Raw genomic sequence first — 14,770 nt, forward strand, 5'->3', positions numbered from 1 at the left:
GATAAACCTCATGCTTTGCATGAGGTTTATTTTGTTGAAACCATTAAACGGTCTCCTGTTCGAATGAGATGAGTCGTCAGCTCATTGATCTTTTTCAACTGTTCCACAGTCATTTCATTCGCCTTTGCTATCGACCAAAGGGTATCCCCTTGTTTAATGACATATGTATTTTTTTCATGTCCATTTACATGAAGAGCCGGCTCTTGGAAACGTTCCACAGCAATCATTTTGAGCGGATCTACCGCATCCTTTTTGCTGACTGACCAATTGCCACGATGTACTTCAAAATGCAAATGAGTGCCTCTGGAGGCTCCTGTGTTGCCAATTATGCCAATCGGCTGTCCCGCTTGTACATGGTCACCCTTTTTCACAAAACGCTCGTGTAAATGAGCATAGACGGTTTCGTATCCATTTGGATGCTGAATAAATACAACTTCTCCATATGTAGCCGATACATACGAACGGGTGACCACACCTTCACTTGCAGCAAAAATGGATTCTCCTTCTGGCGCAGCTATATCTAATCCCTTATGCGAGCCGCCCCTTGTCCCAAACAAGTCAGTGACTTCTCCTTTCACTGGTTCCACCCATTCGTTTGTCTTCTGCGCATGTGCAAATGGCGCTAAGATCAAGAGCAAAAAACAGCTGGCACCTATGAAGCAATACCTTTTCATCAGTGACTCCCCTTCTTTGAGGTTCTTTTCATGACAGCTTAGTATACAGCAAGAAGACCCTTTTCTATACATCAAAAAAGAACGCAATGAAATGCTTGCGTCCTTTAACGATCTTTAATGACAACTGGATTCGGCAGGGCCGGTACCTCTATTGGTTCATTTAATTCATATGGTCCTACTTGATCTGTTCCTTCATATTGAATGGTGACATCTGTAAAACCAAAATCTTTCGCTGTGAGCAGCAGACCTTCAATGAGTAGAGTATGATCAATTGAGTCCGATAATTGTGCTGATGCTCCAAACGTGATGGTTACATGCTTACCTTTTGATGTCACTTCTTTAATGGGTTCTTCTTTAATTAATGGTTCAAGTCCAGAATCACTCGTGCGTTTCATGGCCTCTACAGCTTCTTCATAAGAAGAATAATGTGTTTTGGAGGGCACCAAAAAAGTCCCGCTCTTATTTTCTAACACGTAATAAGCTTTCTTCGTTTGTTTATCAATTGATATTGCGCCAATGCTGCTAGCCCCTAATTGAAGATGAGAGCCTTTGACTGATTTGACTTCCACTTGTTTATACCTGCTCCATTTGAGCGTTTCTTTTACCATATCTTTAAATCGATTGGCTTCCTTTATCGTATCAAGGGACAAATCATTTTTTAACTGAAAAACAAGTGTATTCCCATTTTCACGAAGGTCCACCATCTCAAGATAAGATTGAAGTGGCTTTGTCATTTCAAGCAGCTGCACCTGTTCATATGTGTTCATCATTTCCTGCAAATGGTCATGTTCATTCTCTTTTTCAATACTAATGGGAACCACTTGAGATGTTGATTCATCTATGTATGCAACCGTCATATACTTTTGCTTGTCTTCATGAGAAACAACGTGTGTGGTACCATTTGCCTGTTTGACCGGCTCTAATGTGGCATTTGCCTGTCCTTTGTCAGCACTTGAGTCCATTTTTATCTGTTTATGCTGTTCTTGAGCAGCCGGCTGAAATAAATGAGGAGAAATTAAAAACGCCATAAATAAAACCACAACGGTTGCCACCGCTGGACCGATCCATTTGACACTTTTCTTTTTCTTCCCGCTTGCCATCAGCACCTGCTGGTATATCTGCTTAGATGAACGGTTGTCCTCCACCTTTGGAAGCTGACTTAGTAACACCTTGATTCGTTCTTCGCTCCAATCGGACCTGTTCGTTTTCATTCACTAGCTCCTCCTTCAAAAGCTCCATATGTTTTCGGAGCACTTTCAGGCCTCGGTGCTGCGTTGTTTTGACTTTGCTTTCCGAGAACTTTAGCGCCTTTGCCGTCTCCATGATTGAGTAGCCCTGGATAAACCTTAAAATGATGACAGCTCTTTGATCAATCGTGCAGTGATCAAGCGCGGCATAAATTTCTTTAGTATTTTCATCCTGTACAGCCAGTTCGTCTGGGAGCAAGTCTGGGTCTTTTACATCCTGCTTATCCCAATCAAACGTGCCGAGTACCCGTTGTCTAATGGTTTGCTGCTTGCGAAACCAGTCAATCGCCACATGCCTTGCAATTGAAAACAGCCATGTTTTCTCGCTGCTTCTTCCTTCAAAAGTTTTATATGAGTGAAGTACCCGAATGTAAACCTCCTGTACGAGATCCTCTGCCTGATTTTTATCTTTAACCATATAAAATAAAAACTGGTACAAATCTTGATGGTACGAATCATATATTTTTTGAAAGGTTTCATGCATAGGAAACCCCTCCGTTCACTTATTTTTGTCGAGTGACTCTTATAAAACGTTACATTACAACTTTATGACAAATATATTACAAGTTCGACAGTTTGGAAAGGGCTTTTTGTTTAACTTCTCCTTAAAAATTTTAAAATAGAAAAAACACTTCATTTTCTTTACGAAAAGAAGTGTTTCTCATGTAACAAGATTCTTCGTCAAGATTAGACGAGTTCCTGCTTTTTTCTCGGAATATAGAATGTGAAGTGTGTACCTGCCCCCGCTTTGCTGTGAGCATGTATAGAGCCTTGATGCGCCTCGATGATGTTCTTCACAATCGCAAGGCCAAGTCCAGTACCAGAACGCCCTCTCGTCCTTGCTTTATCGGCTTTATAAAAGCGTTCGAAAATAAAGGGCAGATCCTCTTCCGGAATTCCGCTCCCCGAATCTTTTACATCCATTTTCAGTCCGTTTTCCACCGATTGAACCGAGAAGTGAACCTCGCCGCCCTCTGGTGTATGACGAATAGCATTATCAATGAGATTCGTAAACACTTGCTCAATCTTATCTGGATCGAATACAAAGTGCGGTTCATCCACTTGAATATCATACGTAAGGTCGATTTGTTTTTCTTTCGCAATCCCGAGAAACTTACGGTAGATCTTCTCTGTCAGCTCTTCCGTATCTGTTGATTCAAGATTCAGTGTAATATGACCTGCTTCCATTCTCGCTAGATCTAGAAGGTCATTCACAAGACGTCCCATTCGAAGTGATTCATCATAGATAATTTGCGCAATCTCTTTCTTTTCCTCTTCTGATCCCGCAATATCATCTACAATTGCCTCACTGTACCCTTGCAGCATGGCAATTGGTGTACGAAGTTCATGACTGACATTGGCAATGAAGTCTTTTCTCAGCTTATCAAGTCTTCGTTCCTCCGTCATATCACGAAGGACTGCAACTGCTCCCCTGACATCCTGCTGATTATACAGCGGAGACATGAGAAGAACCCAGGTACGTCCTTGCAGCGTAACTTCGATCATTTGCTCTTTTTCTGTGCTGACAGCTGTATGAAATAGCTCGCGCGCTTCTGGCGGCAGTTCATCTCCATCCTTGATCTTCATATTTTGCTCGTAATACCATGCCTGCAAAAATCGTTCTGCGGGAGGATTTGTCATCAAAATCGTTCCATCAATATTGATGGTGATGACGCCATCAGCCATACTGCTTAAAATATTAGATAAATGTTCTTTTTCTTGATTTAAGGCTGTGATATGGAATTTAAGCTGCTTCCCCATTTGATTAAAGGCGATTGCCAGTTCTCCAATTTCATCTTGCGTTAAAATAGGAATCTTTGTATCAAATTTCCCTTTCGCCAAATCTTGTGCACCCTCTCTCATCTTTCTGAGAGGATAGGTGACACGTGTTGACAAGAAGAAAGCGAATATAGTGGTCAGTACAATCGCAATGCCGGCGGCTAAAAAGATGTAGCGTGTCGTATGTTTCGTTGTTTGTTCTACAGCGAGGAGTGATTGAGAAAGAAAGACCATGCCTTTTTTTCCGTTCGCCTCATATGGAACACCGACTACAATCCGTTCATCTTTTCGATTGCCTGCATCAGGTTCTGCACGTTTACTGATTTTTTTACGATCTTTCAGTGCTTGATTTAAATCGTTGTCCGCTTCAATTTGTTTCTTTGTAATCGCAGGAAGCTTCCCGTCTTTTTCAGACGAATACCACTCTAGCCCGTCCTCTTGGATGATCGCAATACTCGTCAATTTGTCAGCGAGTTCTGATGTAATCGACCTCGCAAGCGATTGATCCTCATGGCTTTCTAAAATGACCGCTACTTTGTTTGCCATTTGTGTTAAATCAGATTTTGCTTCTTCTACATGATAATTCTCAATGAACTCTAAAAGAAGCACAGTTAAAATAGATAAAACGATCAAGACGAGGAAAAGAATGGTTAACCATAGCTTTCCTACAACACTTTTCCACAGTTTCATTCAGCGCCGACCTCAAATTTGTACCCGACACCCCATACAGTTACGATTTTTTTCGCTGCTTCTGGTGACACTTTATTCAATTTTTCACGAAGTCGTTTGACATGAGTATCAACTGTTCGTAAGTCTCCAAAGAATTCATATTGCCATACTTCTTTTAGCAGCTTTTCTCTGTCATAGACCTTATCTGGTGTTTTTGCAAGGAAATATAAAAGCTCATATTCCTTCGGCGTGAGGCTGACTTCTTTGCCATCAGCCGTCACTCTATGTGCATCATGGTCAATAGAAAGATGAGAAAACACAAGAACATCCTTTGTTGTTGTCCCAGTATTCAAATAAGACGTTTGAGACGATCTTCTGAGCAATGCCTTTACACGTAAAACAACTTCACGCGGGCTGAAAGGTTTGACGATGTAGTCATCCGTTCCTGCCTCAAATCCTTGAACGCGGTTGGCTTCTTCTCCTTTTGCCGTCAGCATAATGATTGGAGTCGCTTTTTTGTCTCGAATTTGATTACACACTTCGATTCCATCTGTACCAGGCATCATTAAATCGAGCAAAATGAGGTCGTAATCGGTTTGAAGCCCTTTTTGAATCGCCTCATCTCCATTTTCCGCTTCATCGATTTCATAATTTTCACGTTCTAAATACATTTTTAAAAGGCGGCGAATTCTTGCCTCATCATCTACGACTAATATTTTCGTTTGAGTTGTGTGTTCCATTAGACAGTCCTCCTGCTTTCTCCGTTGTTACATTCATTTTAACAAAAAGCCGAATTGAATCATAAAAGTTGGCTTTCCTTGTGATTATGCGTAAGAATGAAGCCCCGCAATGACAAGGTTGACAAAGATGAGATTAAACATAATAATGGCGAAGCCGATCACAGCAAGCCATGCGGACTTTTCACCATGCCAGCCTCGCGACAAGCGAAGATGAAGATAGGCAGCATAAAAGAGAAACGTAATCAATGCCCATACTTCCTTCGGGTCCCAGCCCCAAAACCTAGTCCATGCAATTTGCGCCCAGATCATGGCAAAGATCAGCCCGCCTAACGCAAATACAGGGAAACCAATCGAAACCGCCCTATACCCAATTTCATCAACTAGATCTAGGTTCACCTGTTTCACTAGCGGTTGAAGCAGTGCGCTCAGCCGTTTGCGAATGATCAATCGAATGAGTCCGTATATGATCAGCCCTACGCCAAATGACCATAACACCGTATTGACCTTTCTACCTGAAAAAACAGGCGGCAGTTCAACAAACGGTTCCAAACGATCTTCCGTCACAAGCTCCCCTTTATGAGGTCCGACAAGAGCTGGGAGCTCATAGACCATCTCACTTTTTTCTTTATTTTTATCAATCCAATTAAATGTTGCTTCATATCCTGTCATTCTAAAGATAGACGTAACAGCGATAAATGCAAGTGTGACCACAATCATAAACATGACAAGCTCTAAACCAAACGTCTTCTTCCCTGGCTTTGTTTGATCCACATGCTTTAATAGAAAGATGACACCTGCCACAAAGCTGATGGCTAAAATGGCTTGGCCAAGTGCTGCTGTTGTCACGTGAATATAAAGCCAATTACTTTGAAGTGAAGGAATCAGCGGTGAAATATCTGATGGGAACATACTTGCATAGGCAATAATCAATAAAGCGATTGGAAGTGTAAATAAACCAAGTACAGACACTTGATACACAAAATATAAAATGATGAATGCAAGCACCAGCATCATGCCAAAAGCCGTTGTGAACTCAAACAAATTACTGACAGGTGCATGACCAGATGCGATCCATCTTGAAATAAAATAACCCAACTGGCTCAAAAAACCGATGATGGTAAGCGTAATGCCAATGAGTGCCGCCTTATTTCTGCGCGGTCCTTCTTCTTTCTTTTTTCCCTTAATGGCACCACCAAAAAAAGGAACTGCCGCTAAATAAAATAGAAAAGCTGCAAATAACAGATTTTCACTGACTGCCGCCATCTAATCCTTCCCCCTTGCTTTTGCTGATACTTGTTGTATCAGGCAGTTCTTTTTGATCAACTGGCTGTTTGATGCCACTGCCGTGCAGTAACACACCAAGATCGGACTTTAAGCCGAACCAGTTTTTGTTTGTATGTCCTGCCACCAATACTTTTCCATCCTTTGCCGACAGCCAGATTCTTCTATGCTGCCAATACATCCCCTGCACGACACCGATCATGAAGATGATTCCGCCTACTATGAGCACGCCAAGTGTTAAATCCTTTCTCACTGTTAACCCTGTGACGTTTTTCGTTTCGACCCGATCAAACTTCATTTTATATAGATTGTTATCAGAACCCTCTACTGTCTCTTGAATGGCGACAAAGCTTTTTTCACCTTTAGGTTTTTCAGGAGAAATCATTTCAAACACGAAAGCAGGATTATTCGGATTCCTTGTTTTCGTACTTGGCGTTCCATCATCGTCAAAATAAAAATCAGGCAGATAGCTCATCACCTTGACTTTGTAACCGCTACCAAGATCATATTCTGACTTAGGCTCCAGCAGATTAATCTTCACTGTACCGAAAGATTTTTCTGTATCTTTACGAATCAGCTGAAAGACCATTTGATCGAGTTCATTTTGTTTAAAATCCACTTGATATAATGAGAAATTGTCAAACTTGAGCGGTTCATTCACTTTGATATCGTGTTCTGTTACCTGCTTCAGTTTGGGCTTTTCACCAAATACAACTTCTCCTTCACGTTTGTATAAAATGGCATCCGTTTTATAGCTTTTCACCACTTGACCATCGCCAGCTTTTTCAATGGCATTCTCAAACACTTCTTTTTCATTTCCAGTTTCATAGCGATCAATTGAAAACGCATTATTTTTCAAGAAGTATTGACCATCCGTACCTGGAATTGGTGCAGTTTCCCCTTCTCTGACCCAAAGCGTTTCATCCACGTACATGCCCGGGACAAACCGGAGCATCGCTCCAATGAGAAAGATGATTAGTCCAATGTGATTGACGTAAGGTCCCCAGCGTGAAAAACGTCCTTTTTCGGCTAAAATATGCCCATTTTCTTCTCGCACGCGGTAACGCTTTTGTTTCATTGCTCCTATGATGCCTTCATATGTATGCTGATCTAATGTTTTGTCTGTCTCGCTAAACAGACGCTGTCTTCTCATAAAGCCTTCTTTTTTGATAACCCCTTGGTTTTTGAGTGCTCGATAAAGAGGAATAACGCGGTCGAGACTGCAAATGACAAGGGAGATTCCGATTGATGCGACAAGAGCTAAAAACCACCAAGAATTATAAAGATCATGGAATCCAAGTGTGTAATACAGCTTGCCAAACGATCCATATTGCTCTTCATAATACGTGGAAGCAGATGCACCTGGCGGAATAAATCGCTCCTGCGGAAAAATCGTTCCAAGCGAAGAAGCGAGCAGTGTAATGACAATCAGCCACACACCCACTTTAACGGAAGAAAAAAAGTTCCATACTTTATCAACAATCGTTTTGTTGTATGTTTGCGAGCGTCTTGCACTGCCGTCATATCTCATATCAAGCAGCTTTGAAGAGTTTTTCTCTTTAGCCGCAATGGGATTCCCGCATGATTCACATAGAACAGTACCGATTGGATTAATATGTCCACACTCGCACTTTACCTCTTTCATTCTATGACCCCTTTGGTTTAATCAAATTCATATATTCATAGACATTACGTTCTGTCATCGTTCCCTTTATGACTTTGATTACCTTGCCTTCAGGATTGATTAAAAATGTGGTTGGCAGCGGCGTAATATCATATGCCTCTGTCACTTGACGATCTTTGTCCATGGCAACAGGAAAATTCACGCCATAGGATTCCATAAAATTTTTCACGGCAATCTTGGATTCCGCAACATTGACTGCAACAATTTCCACACCGCGATCCTTGAACACTTCATATTGATTCGCCATATAAGGAAATTCTTGTTTACACGGACCACACCATGTACCCCAAAAATTAAGAAAGACACCTTTGCCTTTTAAGTCCTTTAACTCAATCCGATCCCCATCGACAGATTGAAGGACAAAGTTTGGCGCAATAGATCCTTCTTTGACTCGATCCTGTTTGGCAAATACTGAGTTATACATTGTATAACATAGTGCCGCAAGCATCACGAGGAGAATGCCCGTCCGTATGAAAAACCGTCTTTTTTTCATCTGAAGTACCCCTTCCCCATAGACATTCAGGTAAATTATAGCATTCTCCTTCTTTTGATGCTTCTTCATTTTTTGAAGTTTATGTGAAAATTAAAAAGCGCTTTTCCCATGATCGGCAATTGCTCTCAGGCGCTTTACTTCATGCGGAGACAATTCTCTGCGGTCTCCTGGTCTCATACCTTCAATATGAAGGAACGAATATTGCTCCCTTTTTAGCTTTAACACATCATGTCCAATCGCTTCAAACATGCGGCGCACCTGTCTGTTTCTGCCTTCGTGAATGGTTAATTGAACAATACAAGTTTGCTTTCGTTTATCAATAGAAAGCATTTTCGCACGAGCAGGTGCTGTTTTTTTATGATCTAACATGATCCCTTTTTCTAGCTTTCTAAGCAGTTCCTTTGAAGGAATGCCTTTTAGCTTCGCTGCATACGTTTTATCAATTTCGTATTTCGGGTGCATGAGCTTATGGGCAAATTCCCCATCATTTGTAATCAAAATCAAACCGCTCGTATCATAATCTAACCGGCCGATTGGATAAAGACGCTGCGGGACATCATCAAAGAAATCTGTGACGACCTTGCGTCCTTTATCATCCTCGGCAGCCGAAATGACGCCGCGCGGTTTATAAAGCATAAAGTAAACCGGTTCTTCTCTTTCAAGCTTTAATCCATTGACTTCAATTTTATCTGAAGAGCCCACCTTCACTCCGAGCTCTGTCACTGTTTGACCATTAACGGTAACTCTTCCTTCTTTAATTAATTCTTCAGCCTTTCGTCTTGAAGCGACGCCGGCATGTGCAATTACTTTCTGTAAACGTTCCATTTGTCTTTCACCTCATGTACTATCTTACTTGCTTGACTTAAAACAAACAAGCATTCGTGGAAAAATAAGCGTTTCGTCTGTCTAATTTCAGCTAAAAAGCGATTTTCCATCCATGAAATACAAAAAAGCGCCTGATTAGGCGCCGCTAAATAACAAACTGACGATTATCACAGATGCAATGACACCAATGAGATCTGCTAACAAACCTACTTTCAGCGCATCTCCCATTTTTTTAATACCGACTGCTCCAAAATAGACCGTTAAAATGTAAAGGGTGGTGTCTGTTGACCCTTGCATGACAGCTGCAAGCTGGCCAATAAAAGAATCTGGGCCATACGTCGCTATCAAGTCTGATGTCATTCCAAGTGCAGCCGTTCCTGATATCGGACGAATAAACGCAAGCGGCACCACTTCTGGCGGGAAACCAATCGCTGTAAAGACTGGTTTTAATAGTCCCATAACAAAATCAAGCGCACCTGACGCACGGAATATCGTAATGGCTACAAGCATACCGACTAAATAGGGAATGATTGAAAAGGCAATTTGAATGCCCTCTTTTCCTCCCTCCACAAATGTTTCATAGGTTGGTACCTTTTTAATGGTTCCAGCAATCAAAATTCCTGCGATGATCAGTGGTATCAAAGCAAGTGACAGCCAGTTAATAAATGCCACAAGATCACCCCCGCCTGCTTCTGCGATAGTGGAAATAACGATCGATGATAATTGCACCGATTCCTGAAATGAGTGTTGCTAAAATGGTTGGCCCTACAATGTCTGTTGGCTGATCTGCCCCATAGGTCATTCTTATTGCAATGACGGTTGTTGGCACAAGTGTGATAGAGGATGTGTTGACGGCTAGAAATGTAATCATAGAACGGCTTGCTTCATTTTTCCCGCCGTTTAATGATTTCATCTGCTCCATCGCCTTAATTCCAAGCGGTGTAGCGGCATTCCCGAGACCAAAGAAATTCGCCATGAGATTGGACAAAATATACCCCATTGCAGGATGATTAGGCGGAATATCCGGGAATAGCTTTGAAATAAAGGGCCGGCACAATTTACTAAAGAAATTTAACAGCCCTGCCTCTTCGGCAATCTTCATAAGTCCGAGCCAAAAAACGAGGACACTAATCAAACCAATTGAAATAGTAACCGCTTCTTTTGAGCCTTTAAATACAGCCTCGTTCACTTCCTGCATCGTTCCATTAAACATCGCATAGACAAGACCGATGACAGTGAGAAATACCCAAATTAGATTGACCATGAAGATCCGCCTATAGATGTCTGAAAGACAGACTTAAACATTTCTTGGAAACTTTTTTGAGGCATGCGGTTTCGTTTATTTTCATAAAAAATCGGTAATTGCTCGATCACCTGTCCATCTAATAAAATCGTCATTTTTCCGACAACATCTGGGATGGTTTCGGCGTTTTTTTTCCATTTCTTTTTTGGAGCGAGCATTTCCGTTTCAATTTTCACAAGTTTTTTTTCATCTTCATTTAAAAAATAGTCCACATCACGCTTGATAAACGCTTTTTTTTCGTAAAAGGTCCCTTTTAACGAAGCAAGCCTTCCTTTTTCAGCAAGCACATACGTTTTATAGTGATCAAATGCATATTCAAACATAGAGATATGATCCTTCCAGTCGTCCGGCGCATTAATGGTCACAGCGATCAGCTCGGCATCACCTTTTGCAGCGGTGGAGACAAGTGTTCGTTTTGCAAGCTTTGTATATCCTGTTTTCCCTCCAGTGGAATATTCGTATAAACCGGTGAGCAGCTTGTTTTTATTTTTCCAATAGCCTTCCATTGTCTTCGCTTTATAGAAAGTTGTACCGGCAATTTTTTGATATTGTTTATGCTTCATTGCGTATTTTGTTAGGATCGCCATATCATAGGCTGATGAATAATGATTTTTATGATCATCGAGTCCGTGCGGATTTTGAAAATTCGTATTCTCCATTCCTAGTTCAGCCGCCTTTTGATTCATCATAAAAATAAAGCCTTCTAAGCTGCCGCCAACATGCTCTGCAATGGCAACAGCTGCATCATTTCCAGAACGCAGCATGAGCCCGTATGTCAAATCTTCTAAGCTCACCTTCTGCCCTTCCTTTAAATAAATGGATGACCCCTCCGCCCCAATCGCACGTTTTGATACTTTAACGGTATCTTTCATTTTTCCTGATTCAATGGCTAATACAGCCGTCATGATTTTTGTAATACTGGCGATTCTTCTTTTTTCGTGCTCGTCCTTTCCAAATAGGACTCTGCCTGACTGTCCATCTATTAAAATGGCGCTTCTTGCACTCACTGATAATGAAATGTCTGCTTTGGCATGTGAAGAAAAAGGCAGTAAGAGTGTAAATAGAAGAAGGACTGCTGTTCCAATTTTTAAATAGGGCATGTTCATTCACGTCCTTGTCCGTTTTGTACAAGTGTATGCTCAGCTGAAAAAGTTATGATGCCTCGTCCATAAAAAAAAGCGCCTCTACATGTAGAGGCGCTTCTTCAAGTTGCTTATACCATTTTCACTTGCTGATGAGATGCCGTATATTCCAGCTCTTCTCTCATCGCTAAAAAGTCTTTTTCTAATGAAGAAAATAATTGTTTCATATCAGCGGATACTTCATGGTGAAAGACAATGCTGCTTTTTCCTGTATAGGCCGATCGGCTGTCTTCATACCATGTATCCTTTTTTGGCGTGAAAAATTCTTCAATGCATTGATGATAAATACGGTGAAGCATCTGCTGTGCGGCCTGCTGCGGGAATGTCTGCTGCTGGCCCATTTTCCTGCAAATGGCTGCTGCATCCTCGCTGTACACTGCAAGCTTCCGTAATGTACTCAATATGTCACAATAATAGGCTTCCGCTTCGGGGTTTAATCGTTTCAAGCTTGATAAGGTGGCTTCGTTCAGAAAACCATTCATTTCAATTGCAACCTTTGATAAAAAGACGCCTGCTTGATCAACTTGAGCCTTTACATTCATATGTGCCATTTGTTTCGTGTTTACCTTCCCCTCATGGCTTTGTCACCATTTTATCTGTCATCAAAAGATTTTAGACCTAAAATCTTTTTTATATTTTATCATACATTTTTCCTTCTTTTGAACTATTTTATGTCTTCAAATGTTTGATTGAAGTTTTCAAAAAATAGATCAGCCTCTTCTTGTACCCCGTCTGCTTCCACATTTTCTGGAAGCGGCGGTAATTCATCTAAGGCTTTTAAGCCAAATTGCTCTAAAAAGGTAGGGGTTGTCCCATAAAGAATCGCTCGTCCCGGACCATCGGCACGTCCTACTTCACAGAGCAGTGCTTTGGCTACTAAGCTATGAAGTACCCGCTCTGATTTGACTCCTCTAATCTCCTCTACCTCACTGCGTGTAATCGGCTGTTTATAAGAAACAATGGCAAGCACCTCCAGCGCTGCCTGCGACAAACCCTTGGATGGTGTCTCGACTAATTTTTTTAAATACATGCTGTATTCTTTTTTCGTCAGCAGCATATATGAATCTGCATATTCAATGAGCTCAATCCCTCGTTCTTGTTTTTGATATTCTTCCTTTACGGAAGACATAATGTCGAGTAATACCGACTCATCTACTTCAAGAACAGACATGAGCTGTTTTCTTGTTAAGCCTTCGTCACCTGCTGCATACAGCAGCGCTTCTAAGATGGCTTTCCAATTCACGATATCAAGCGTCATGAATCGTTTCACTCCCTATGATATAAATGTCTTCAAAGTTCCCTTCCTGCTCTAGCAAGATTTGATGACTTTTCATCAATTCGAGAACAGCAAGAAACGTCACGACAAGGTGCTCCTTTTGATCATGTTGAAATAGAGTCATGAAATTGGTCCGCTTTTTTGTTTTTCTTAAATGGTTCATAATCTCATTCATTTTGTCTTCAATCGGGATTTCTTGTCTTGTAATCTTTGATGGTGCTGGTTTCGTTATTTTCTTTCGATTTAATACCTTTTGGAACGCACCTAACATATCATACACCGTTACGTGTAAATTTGTGTCCTTCGCTTCTGATTCTTTTGCAAATTCGCTTAAATCACTCGGTGGTTTTGTAAAGGCATTTTGCCTTTCTTCTTCGCGTTCCTTTAGTTCTTGTGCTGCATTTTTATACTTGCGGTATTCAATCAATTTGCCAATCAGCTCTTCTCGAGGGTCTTCTTCCTCTTCGAGCAGGTCTTCATCAAACAGCTCTTCCTCTTGTTTTGGAAGAAGCATTCTGCTTTTAATACTCAGGAGGGTTGCAGCCATGACCAAATATTCGCTCGCAACATCGAGCTCAAGCTCCCTCATCGTGTGGACATATAATAAATACTGCTCCGTAATTTTAGCGACGGGAATATCATAAATATCAATTTCCAACCGGTTAATTAAATGTAAAAGCAAGTCCAAAGGACCCTCGAACGAATCTATTTTCACCTGATATTCCAGCATCTTTTTCTCACCATTTCTACTGTCTTCTAAGTACCGTTTCACCGGCTAACCTTTAGTATAAGACAGGATAAAGCTCTCGTCCAATATAATTTCGGCCATAATGCCTTAGGCAAATCAAGAAAAACAGTGGATCCGCCCATACCAATAAGGGCATTTATACATAGAATACCATTGTAATCAGAACTGATGAAAAAGGAGGCCGTATCATTATGGGAGATGGCTATAACTTCGGCGGAGGATTCGCGCTTATTGTCGTGCTTTTCATCTTGCTGATCATCGTTGGCGCGGCTTGGGTTTATTAAAGAAACAGAGCGTCCTTTTCACTAAAGGGACGCTCTTTCTTCTTTTCTTTTCGATATGTTAGACTGAGAGTGGAAAAGGAGATGACCGCTGTGTATCCTGAAGCGTACGTGGCTTTTTTACACGAATTTCATACGACAAGAGATTATTTTGAGTGTCATGAAATTCTAGAGGAATATTGGAAAGAAGATCCCCCTAAGCAGCGCAAAGACTATTGGGTCGGGCTCATTCAGCTCGCTGTTGCCTTGTATCATCAAAGACGGGGAAATGGAAAAGGAGCAAAACGGCTCATTTCTAACAGTCTTCATTTGTTAGAAGCAAACCGTTCAGTATTATCGAATCTCGGTCTGGATGATGAGGCATTTCTGATGCTTCTGAGAACGCTGAAAAAGAAAATGGATGAAGATATGCCCTATGAGAGTGTGATGCTGCCGATCAAAGATGAAGCACTTCTTTCTTTATGCCAAGAAATGGCCCAAAAAGAAGGACTGCTCTTTGGACAGGAAAGCAACTTATCCCATACATTTTTAATCGAAAAACATAGACTCCGTGACCGGACAGAAGTTTTGCTTGAACGAAAAAAGCAGATTGAACGTAAAAAAAGCAGAGGACTGTAGCCTCTGCTTT

At 41.3% G+C, this 14,770-nt stretch carries 17 protein-coding genes; 2 read left to right on the forward strand and 15 right to left on the reverse strand.

Going from position 1 to position 14,770, the window contains the following annotated elements; translation table 11 throughout:
* Positions 1–26: 26 nt before the first annotated feature.
* From MHB41_RS10495 to MHB41_RS10565, 15 genes are all read right to left on the reverse strand, one after another.
* Positions 27–674 (reverse strand): M23 family metallopeptidase, encoded by a 648-nt coding sequence (locus tag MHB41_RS10495; protein WP_061109302.1) that lies wholly within the window; start codon positions 672–674, stop codon positions 27–29.
* 104 nt (positions 675–778) lie between these two features.
* A complete protein-coding gene (locus MHB41_RS10500; RefSeq protein ID WP_144496196.1) occupies positions 779–1,885 on the reverse strand; it encodes a sigma X negative regulator in 1,107 nt (368 codons plus the stop codon).
* Positions 1,797–2,405 (reverse strand): RNA polymerase sigma factor SigX, encoded by a 609-nt coding sequence (gene sigX / locus MHB41_RS10505; RefSeq protein WP_024422837.1) that lies wholly within the window; start codon positions 2,403–2,405, stop codon positions 1,797–1,799. The genes MHB41_RS10500 and sigX overlap by 89 nt, the downstream gene beginning before the upstream one ends.
* Before the next feature lie 203 nt (positions 2,406–2,608).
* Positions 2,609–4,390, reverse strand: a complete 1,782-nt coding sequence (locus tag MHB41_RS10510) for an ATP-binding protein (RefSeq protein ID WP_034280386.1) — start codon at positions 4,388–4,390, stop codon at positions 2,609–2,611.
* The gene (locus MHB41_RS10515) at positions 4,387–5,109 is read right to left on the reverse strand and encodes a response regulator transcription factor (protein ID WP_003215596.1); all 723 of its coding nucleotides are present in this window, start codon (positions 5,107–5,109) and stop codon (positions 4,387–4,389) included. The genes MHB41_RS10510 and MHB41_RS10515 overlap by 4 nt, the downstream gene beginning before the upstream one ends.
* 84 nt (positions 5,110–5,193) lie before the next feature.
* A complete protein-coding gene (ccsB, locus tag MHB41_RS10520) occupies positions 5,194–6,372 on the reverse strand; it encodes a c-type cytochrome biogenesis protein CcsB (RefSeq protein ID WP_024428071.1) in 1,179 nt (392 codons plus the stop codon).
* On the reverse strand, positions 6,356–8,035 hold the full coding sequence (locus MHB41_RS10525) for a cytochrome c biogenesis protein ResB (protein WP_061109304.1): 1,680 nt from the start codon (positions 8,033–8,035) through the stop codon (positions 6,356–6,358). The genes ccsB and MHB41_RS10525 overlap by 17 nt, the downstream gene beginning before the upstream one ends.
* Position 8,036: 1 nt before the next feature.
* Positions 8,037–8,567, reverse strand: a complete 531-nt coding sequence (locus MHB41_RS10530) for a thiol-disulfide oxidoreductase ResA (protein WP_041085967.1) — start codon at positions 8,565–8,567, stop codon at positions 8,037–8,039.
* A 90-nt stretch (positions 8,568–8,657) separates the two neighbouring features.
* Positions 8,658–9,392 carry a 23S rRNA pseudouridine(2605) synthase RluB gene (gene rluB / locus MHB41_RS10535; RefSeq protein WP_024422842.1) on the reverse strand — a complete coding sequence of 245 codons (735 nt, stop codon included), beginning with the start codon at positions 9,390–9,392 and terminating at the stop codon, positions 8,658–8,660.
* 135 nt (positions 9,393–9,527) lie between these two features.
* Positions 9,528–10,064, reverse strand: coding sequence for a spore maturation protein (locus MHB41_RS10540; RefSeq protein WP_024422843.1), 537 nt, complete (start codon positions 10,062–10,064; stop codon positions 9,528–9,530).
* 4 nt (positions 10,065–10,068) lie between these two features.
* Entirely contained in the window at positions 10,069–10,656 is a 588-nt protein-coding gene (locus MHB41_RS10545; RefSeq protein ID WP_034280382.1) for a nucleoside recognition domain-containing protein, read from the reverse strand.
* Positions 10,644–11,795, reverse strand: coding sequence for a D-alanyl-D-alanine carboxypeptidase family protein (locus tag MHB41_RS10550; RefSeq protein WP_034280381.1), 1,152 nt, complete (start codon positions 11,793–11,795; stop codon positions 10,644–10,646). The genes MHB41_RS10545 and MHB41_RS10550 overlap by 13 nt, the downstream gene beginning before the upstream one ends.
* Before the next feature lie 113 nt (positions 11,796–11,908).
* Positions 11,909–12,388, reverse strand: a complete 480-nt coding sequence (locus tag MHB41_RS10555) for a YpuI family protein (RefSeq protein WP_041117855.1) — start codon at positions 12,386–12,388, stop codon at positions 11,909–11,911.
* 113 nt (positions 12,389–12,501) lie between these two features.
* The gene (gene scpB, locus MHB41_RS10560) at positions 12,502–13,095 is read right to left on the reverse strand and encodes an SMC-Scp complex subunit ScpB (RefSeq protein ID WP_024422847.1); all 594 of its coding nucleotides are present in this window, start codon (positions 13,093–13,095) and stop codon (positions 12,502–12,504) included.
* Positions 13,085–13,843, reverse strand: coding sequence for a segregation/condensation protein A (locus MHB41_RS10565; protein ID WP_034280379.1), 759 nt, complete (start codon positions 13,841–13,843; stop codon positions 13,085–13,087). The genes scpB and MHB41_RS10565 overlap by 11 nt, the downstream gene beginning before the upstream one ends.
* A gap of 209 nt (positions 13,844–14,052) precedes the next feature.
* Here MHB41_RS10565 and MHB41_RS10570 point away from each other — a divergent pair, with 209 nt between their 5' ends.
* Positions 14,053–14,145, forward strand: a complete 93-nt coding sequence (locus MHB41_RS10570; RefSeq protein ID WP_012010430.1) for a YjcZ family sporulation protein — start codon at positions 14,053–14,055, stop codon at positions 14,143–14,145.
* 90 nt (positions 14,146–14,235) lie between these two features.
* Positions 14,236–14,760: a DUF309 domain-containing protein gene (locus MHB41_RS10575; RefSeq protein ID WP_034280377.1), complete on the forward strand. Its 525-nt coding sequence runs from the start codon at positions 14,236–14,238 to the stop codon at positions 14,758–14,760.
* Positions 14,761–14,770 lie beyond the last annotated feature (10 nt).

The sequence above is a fragment of the Bacillus sp. FSL H7-0578 genome (assembly GCF_038630855.1).
Lineage (GTDB): Bacteria > Bacillota > Bacilli > Bacillales > Bacillaceae > Bacillus > Bacillus safensis.

Bases quoted from the DNA above. Each gene is read 5' to 3' on its own strand.
- MHB41_RS10565 (WP_034280379.1), bottom strand. From the start codon at position 13,843: ATGCTGGAATATCAGGTGAAAATAGATTCGTTCGAGGGTCCTTTGGAC.
- MHB41_RS10545 (WP_034280382.1), bottom strand. From the start codon at position 10,656: ATGGTCAATCTAATTTGGGTATTTCTCACTGTCATCGGTCTTGTCTAT.
- sigX (WP_024422837.1), bottom strand. From the start codon at position 2,405: ATGCATGAAACCTTTCAAAAAATATATGATTCGTACCATCAAGATTTG.
- MHB41_RS10570 (WP_012010430.1), top strand. From the start codon at position 14,053: ATGGGAGATGGCTATAACTTCGGCGGAGGATTCGCGCTTATTGTCGTG.
- MHB41_RS10515 (WP_003215596.1), bottom strand. From the start codon at position 5,109: ATGGAACACACAACTCAAACGAAAATATTAGTCGTAGATGATGAGGCA.
- MHB41_RS10555 (WP_041117855.1), bottom strand. From the start codon at position 12,388: ATGGCACATATGAATGTAAAGGCTCAAGTTGATCAAGCAGGCGTCTTT.
- rluB (WP_024422842.1), bottom strand. From the start codon at position 9,392: ATGGAACGTTTACAGAAAGTAATTGCACATGCCGGCGTCGCTTCAAGA.
- MHB41_RS10495 (WP_061109302.1), bottom strand. From the start codon at position 674: ATGAAAAGGTATTGCTTCATAGGTGCCAGCTGTTTTTTGCTCTTGATC.
- MHB41_RS10530 (WP_041085967.1), bottom strand. From the start codon at position 8,567: ATGAAAAAAAGACGGTTTTTCATACGGACGGGCATTCTCCTCGTGATG.
- scpB (WP_024422847.1), bottom strand. From the start codon at position 13,095: ATGACGCTTGATATCGTGAATTGGAAAGCCATCTTAGAAGCGCTGCTG.
- MHB41_RS10550 (WP_034280381.1), bottom strand. From the start codon at position 11,795: ATGCCCTATTTAAAAATTGGAACAGCAGTCCTTCTTCTATTTACACTC.
- MHB41_RS10500 (WP_144496196.1), bottom strand. From the start codon at position 1,885: ATGAAAACGAACAGGTCCGATTGGAGCGAAGAACGAATCAAGGTGTTA.
- MHB41_RS10510 (WP_034280386.1), bottom strand. From the start codon at position 4,390: ATGAAACTGTGGAAAAGTGTTGTAGGAAAGCTATGGTTAACCATTCTT.
- MHB41_RS10525 (WP_061109304.1), bottom strand. From the start codon at position 8,035: ATGAAAGAGGTAAAGTGCGAGTGTGGACATATTAATCCAATCGGTACT.
- ccsB (WP_024428071.1), bottom strand. From the start codon at position 6,372: ATGGCGGCAGTCAGTGAAAATCTGTTATTTGCAGCTTTTCTATTTTAT.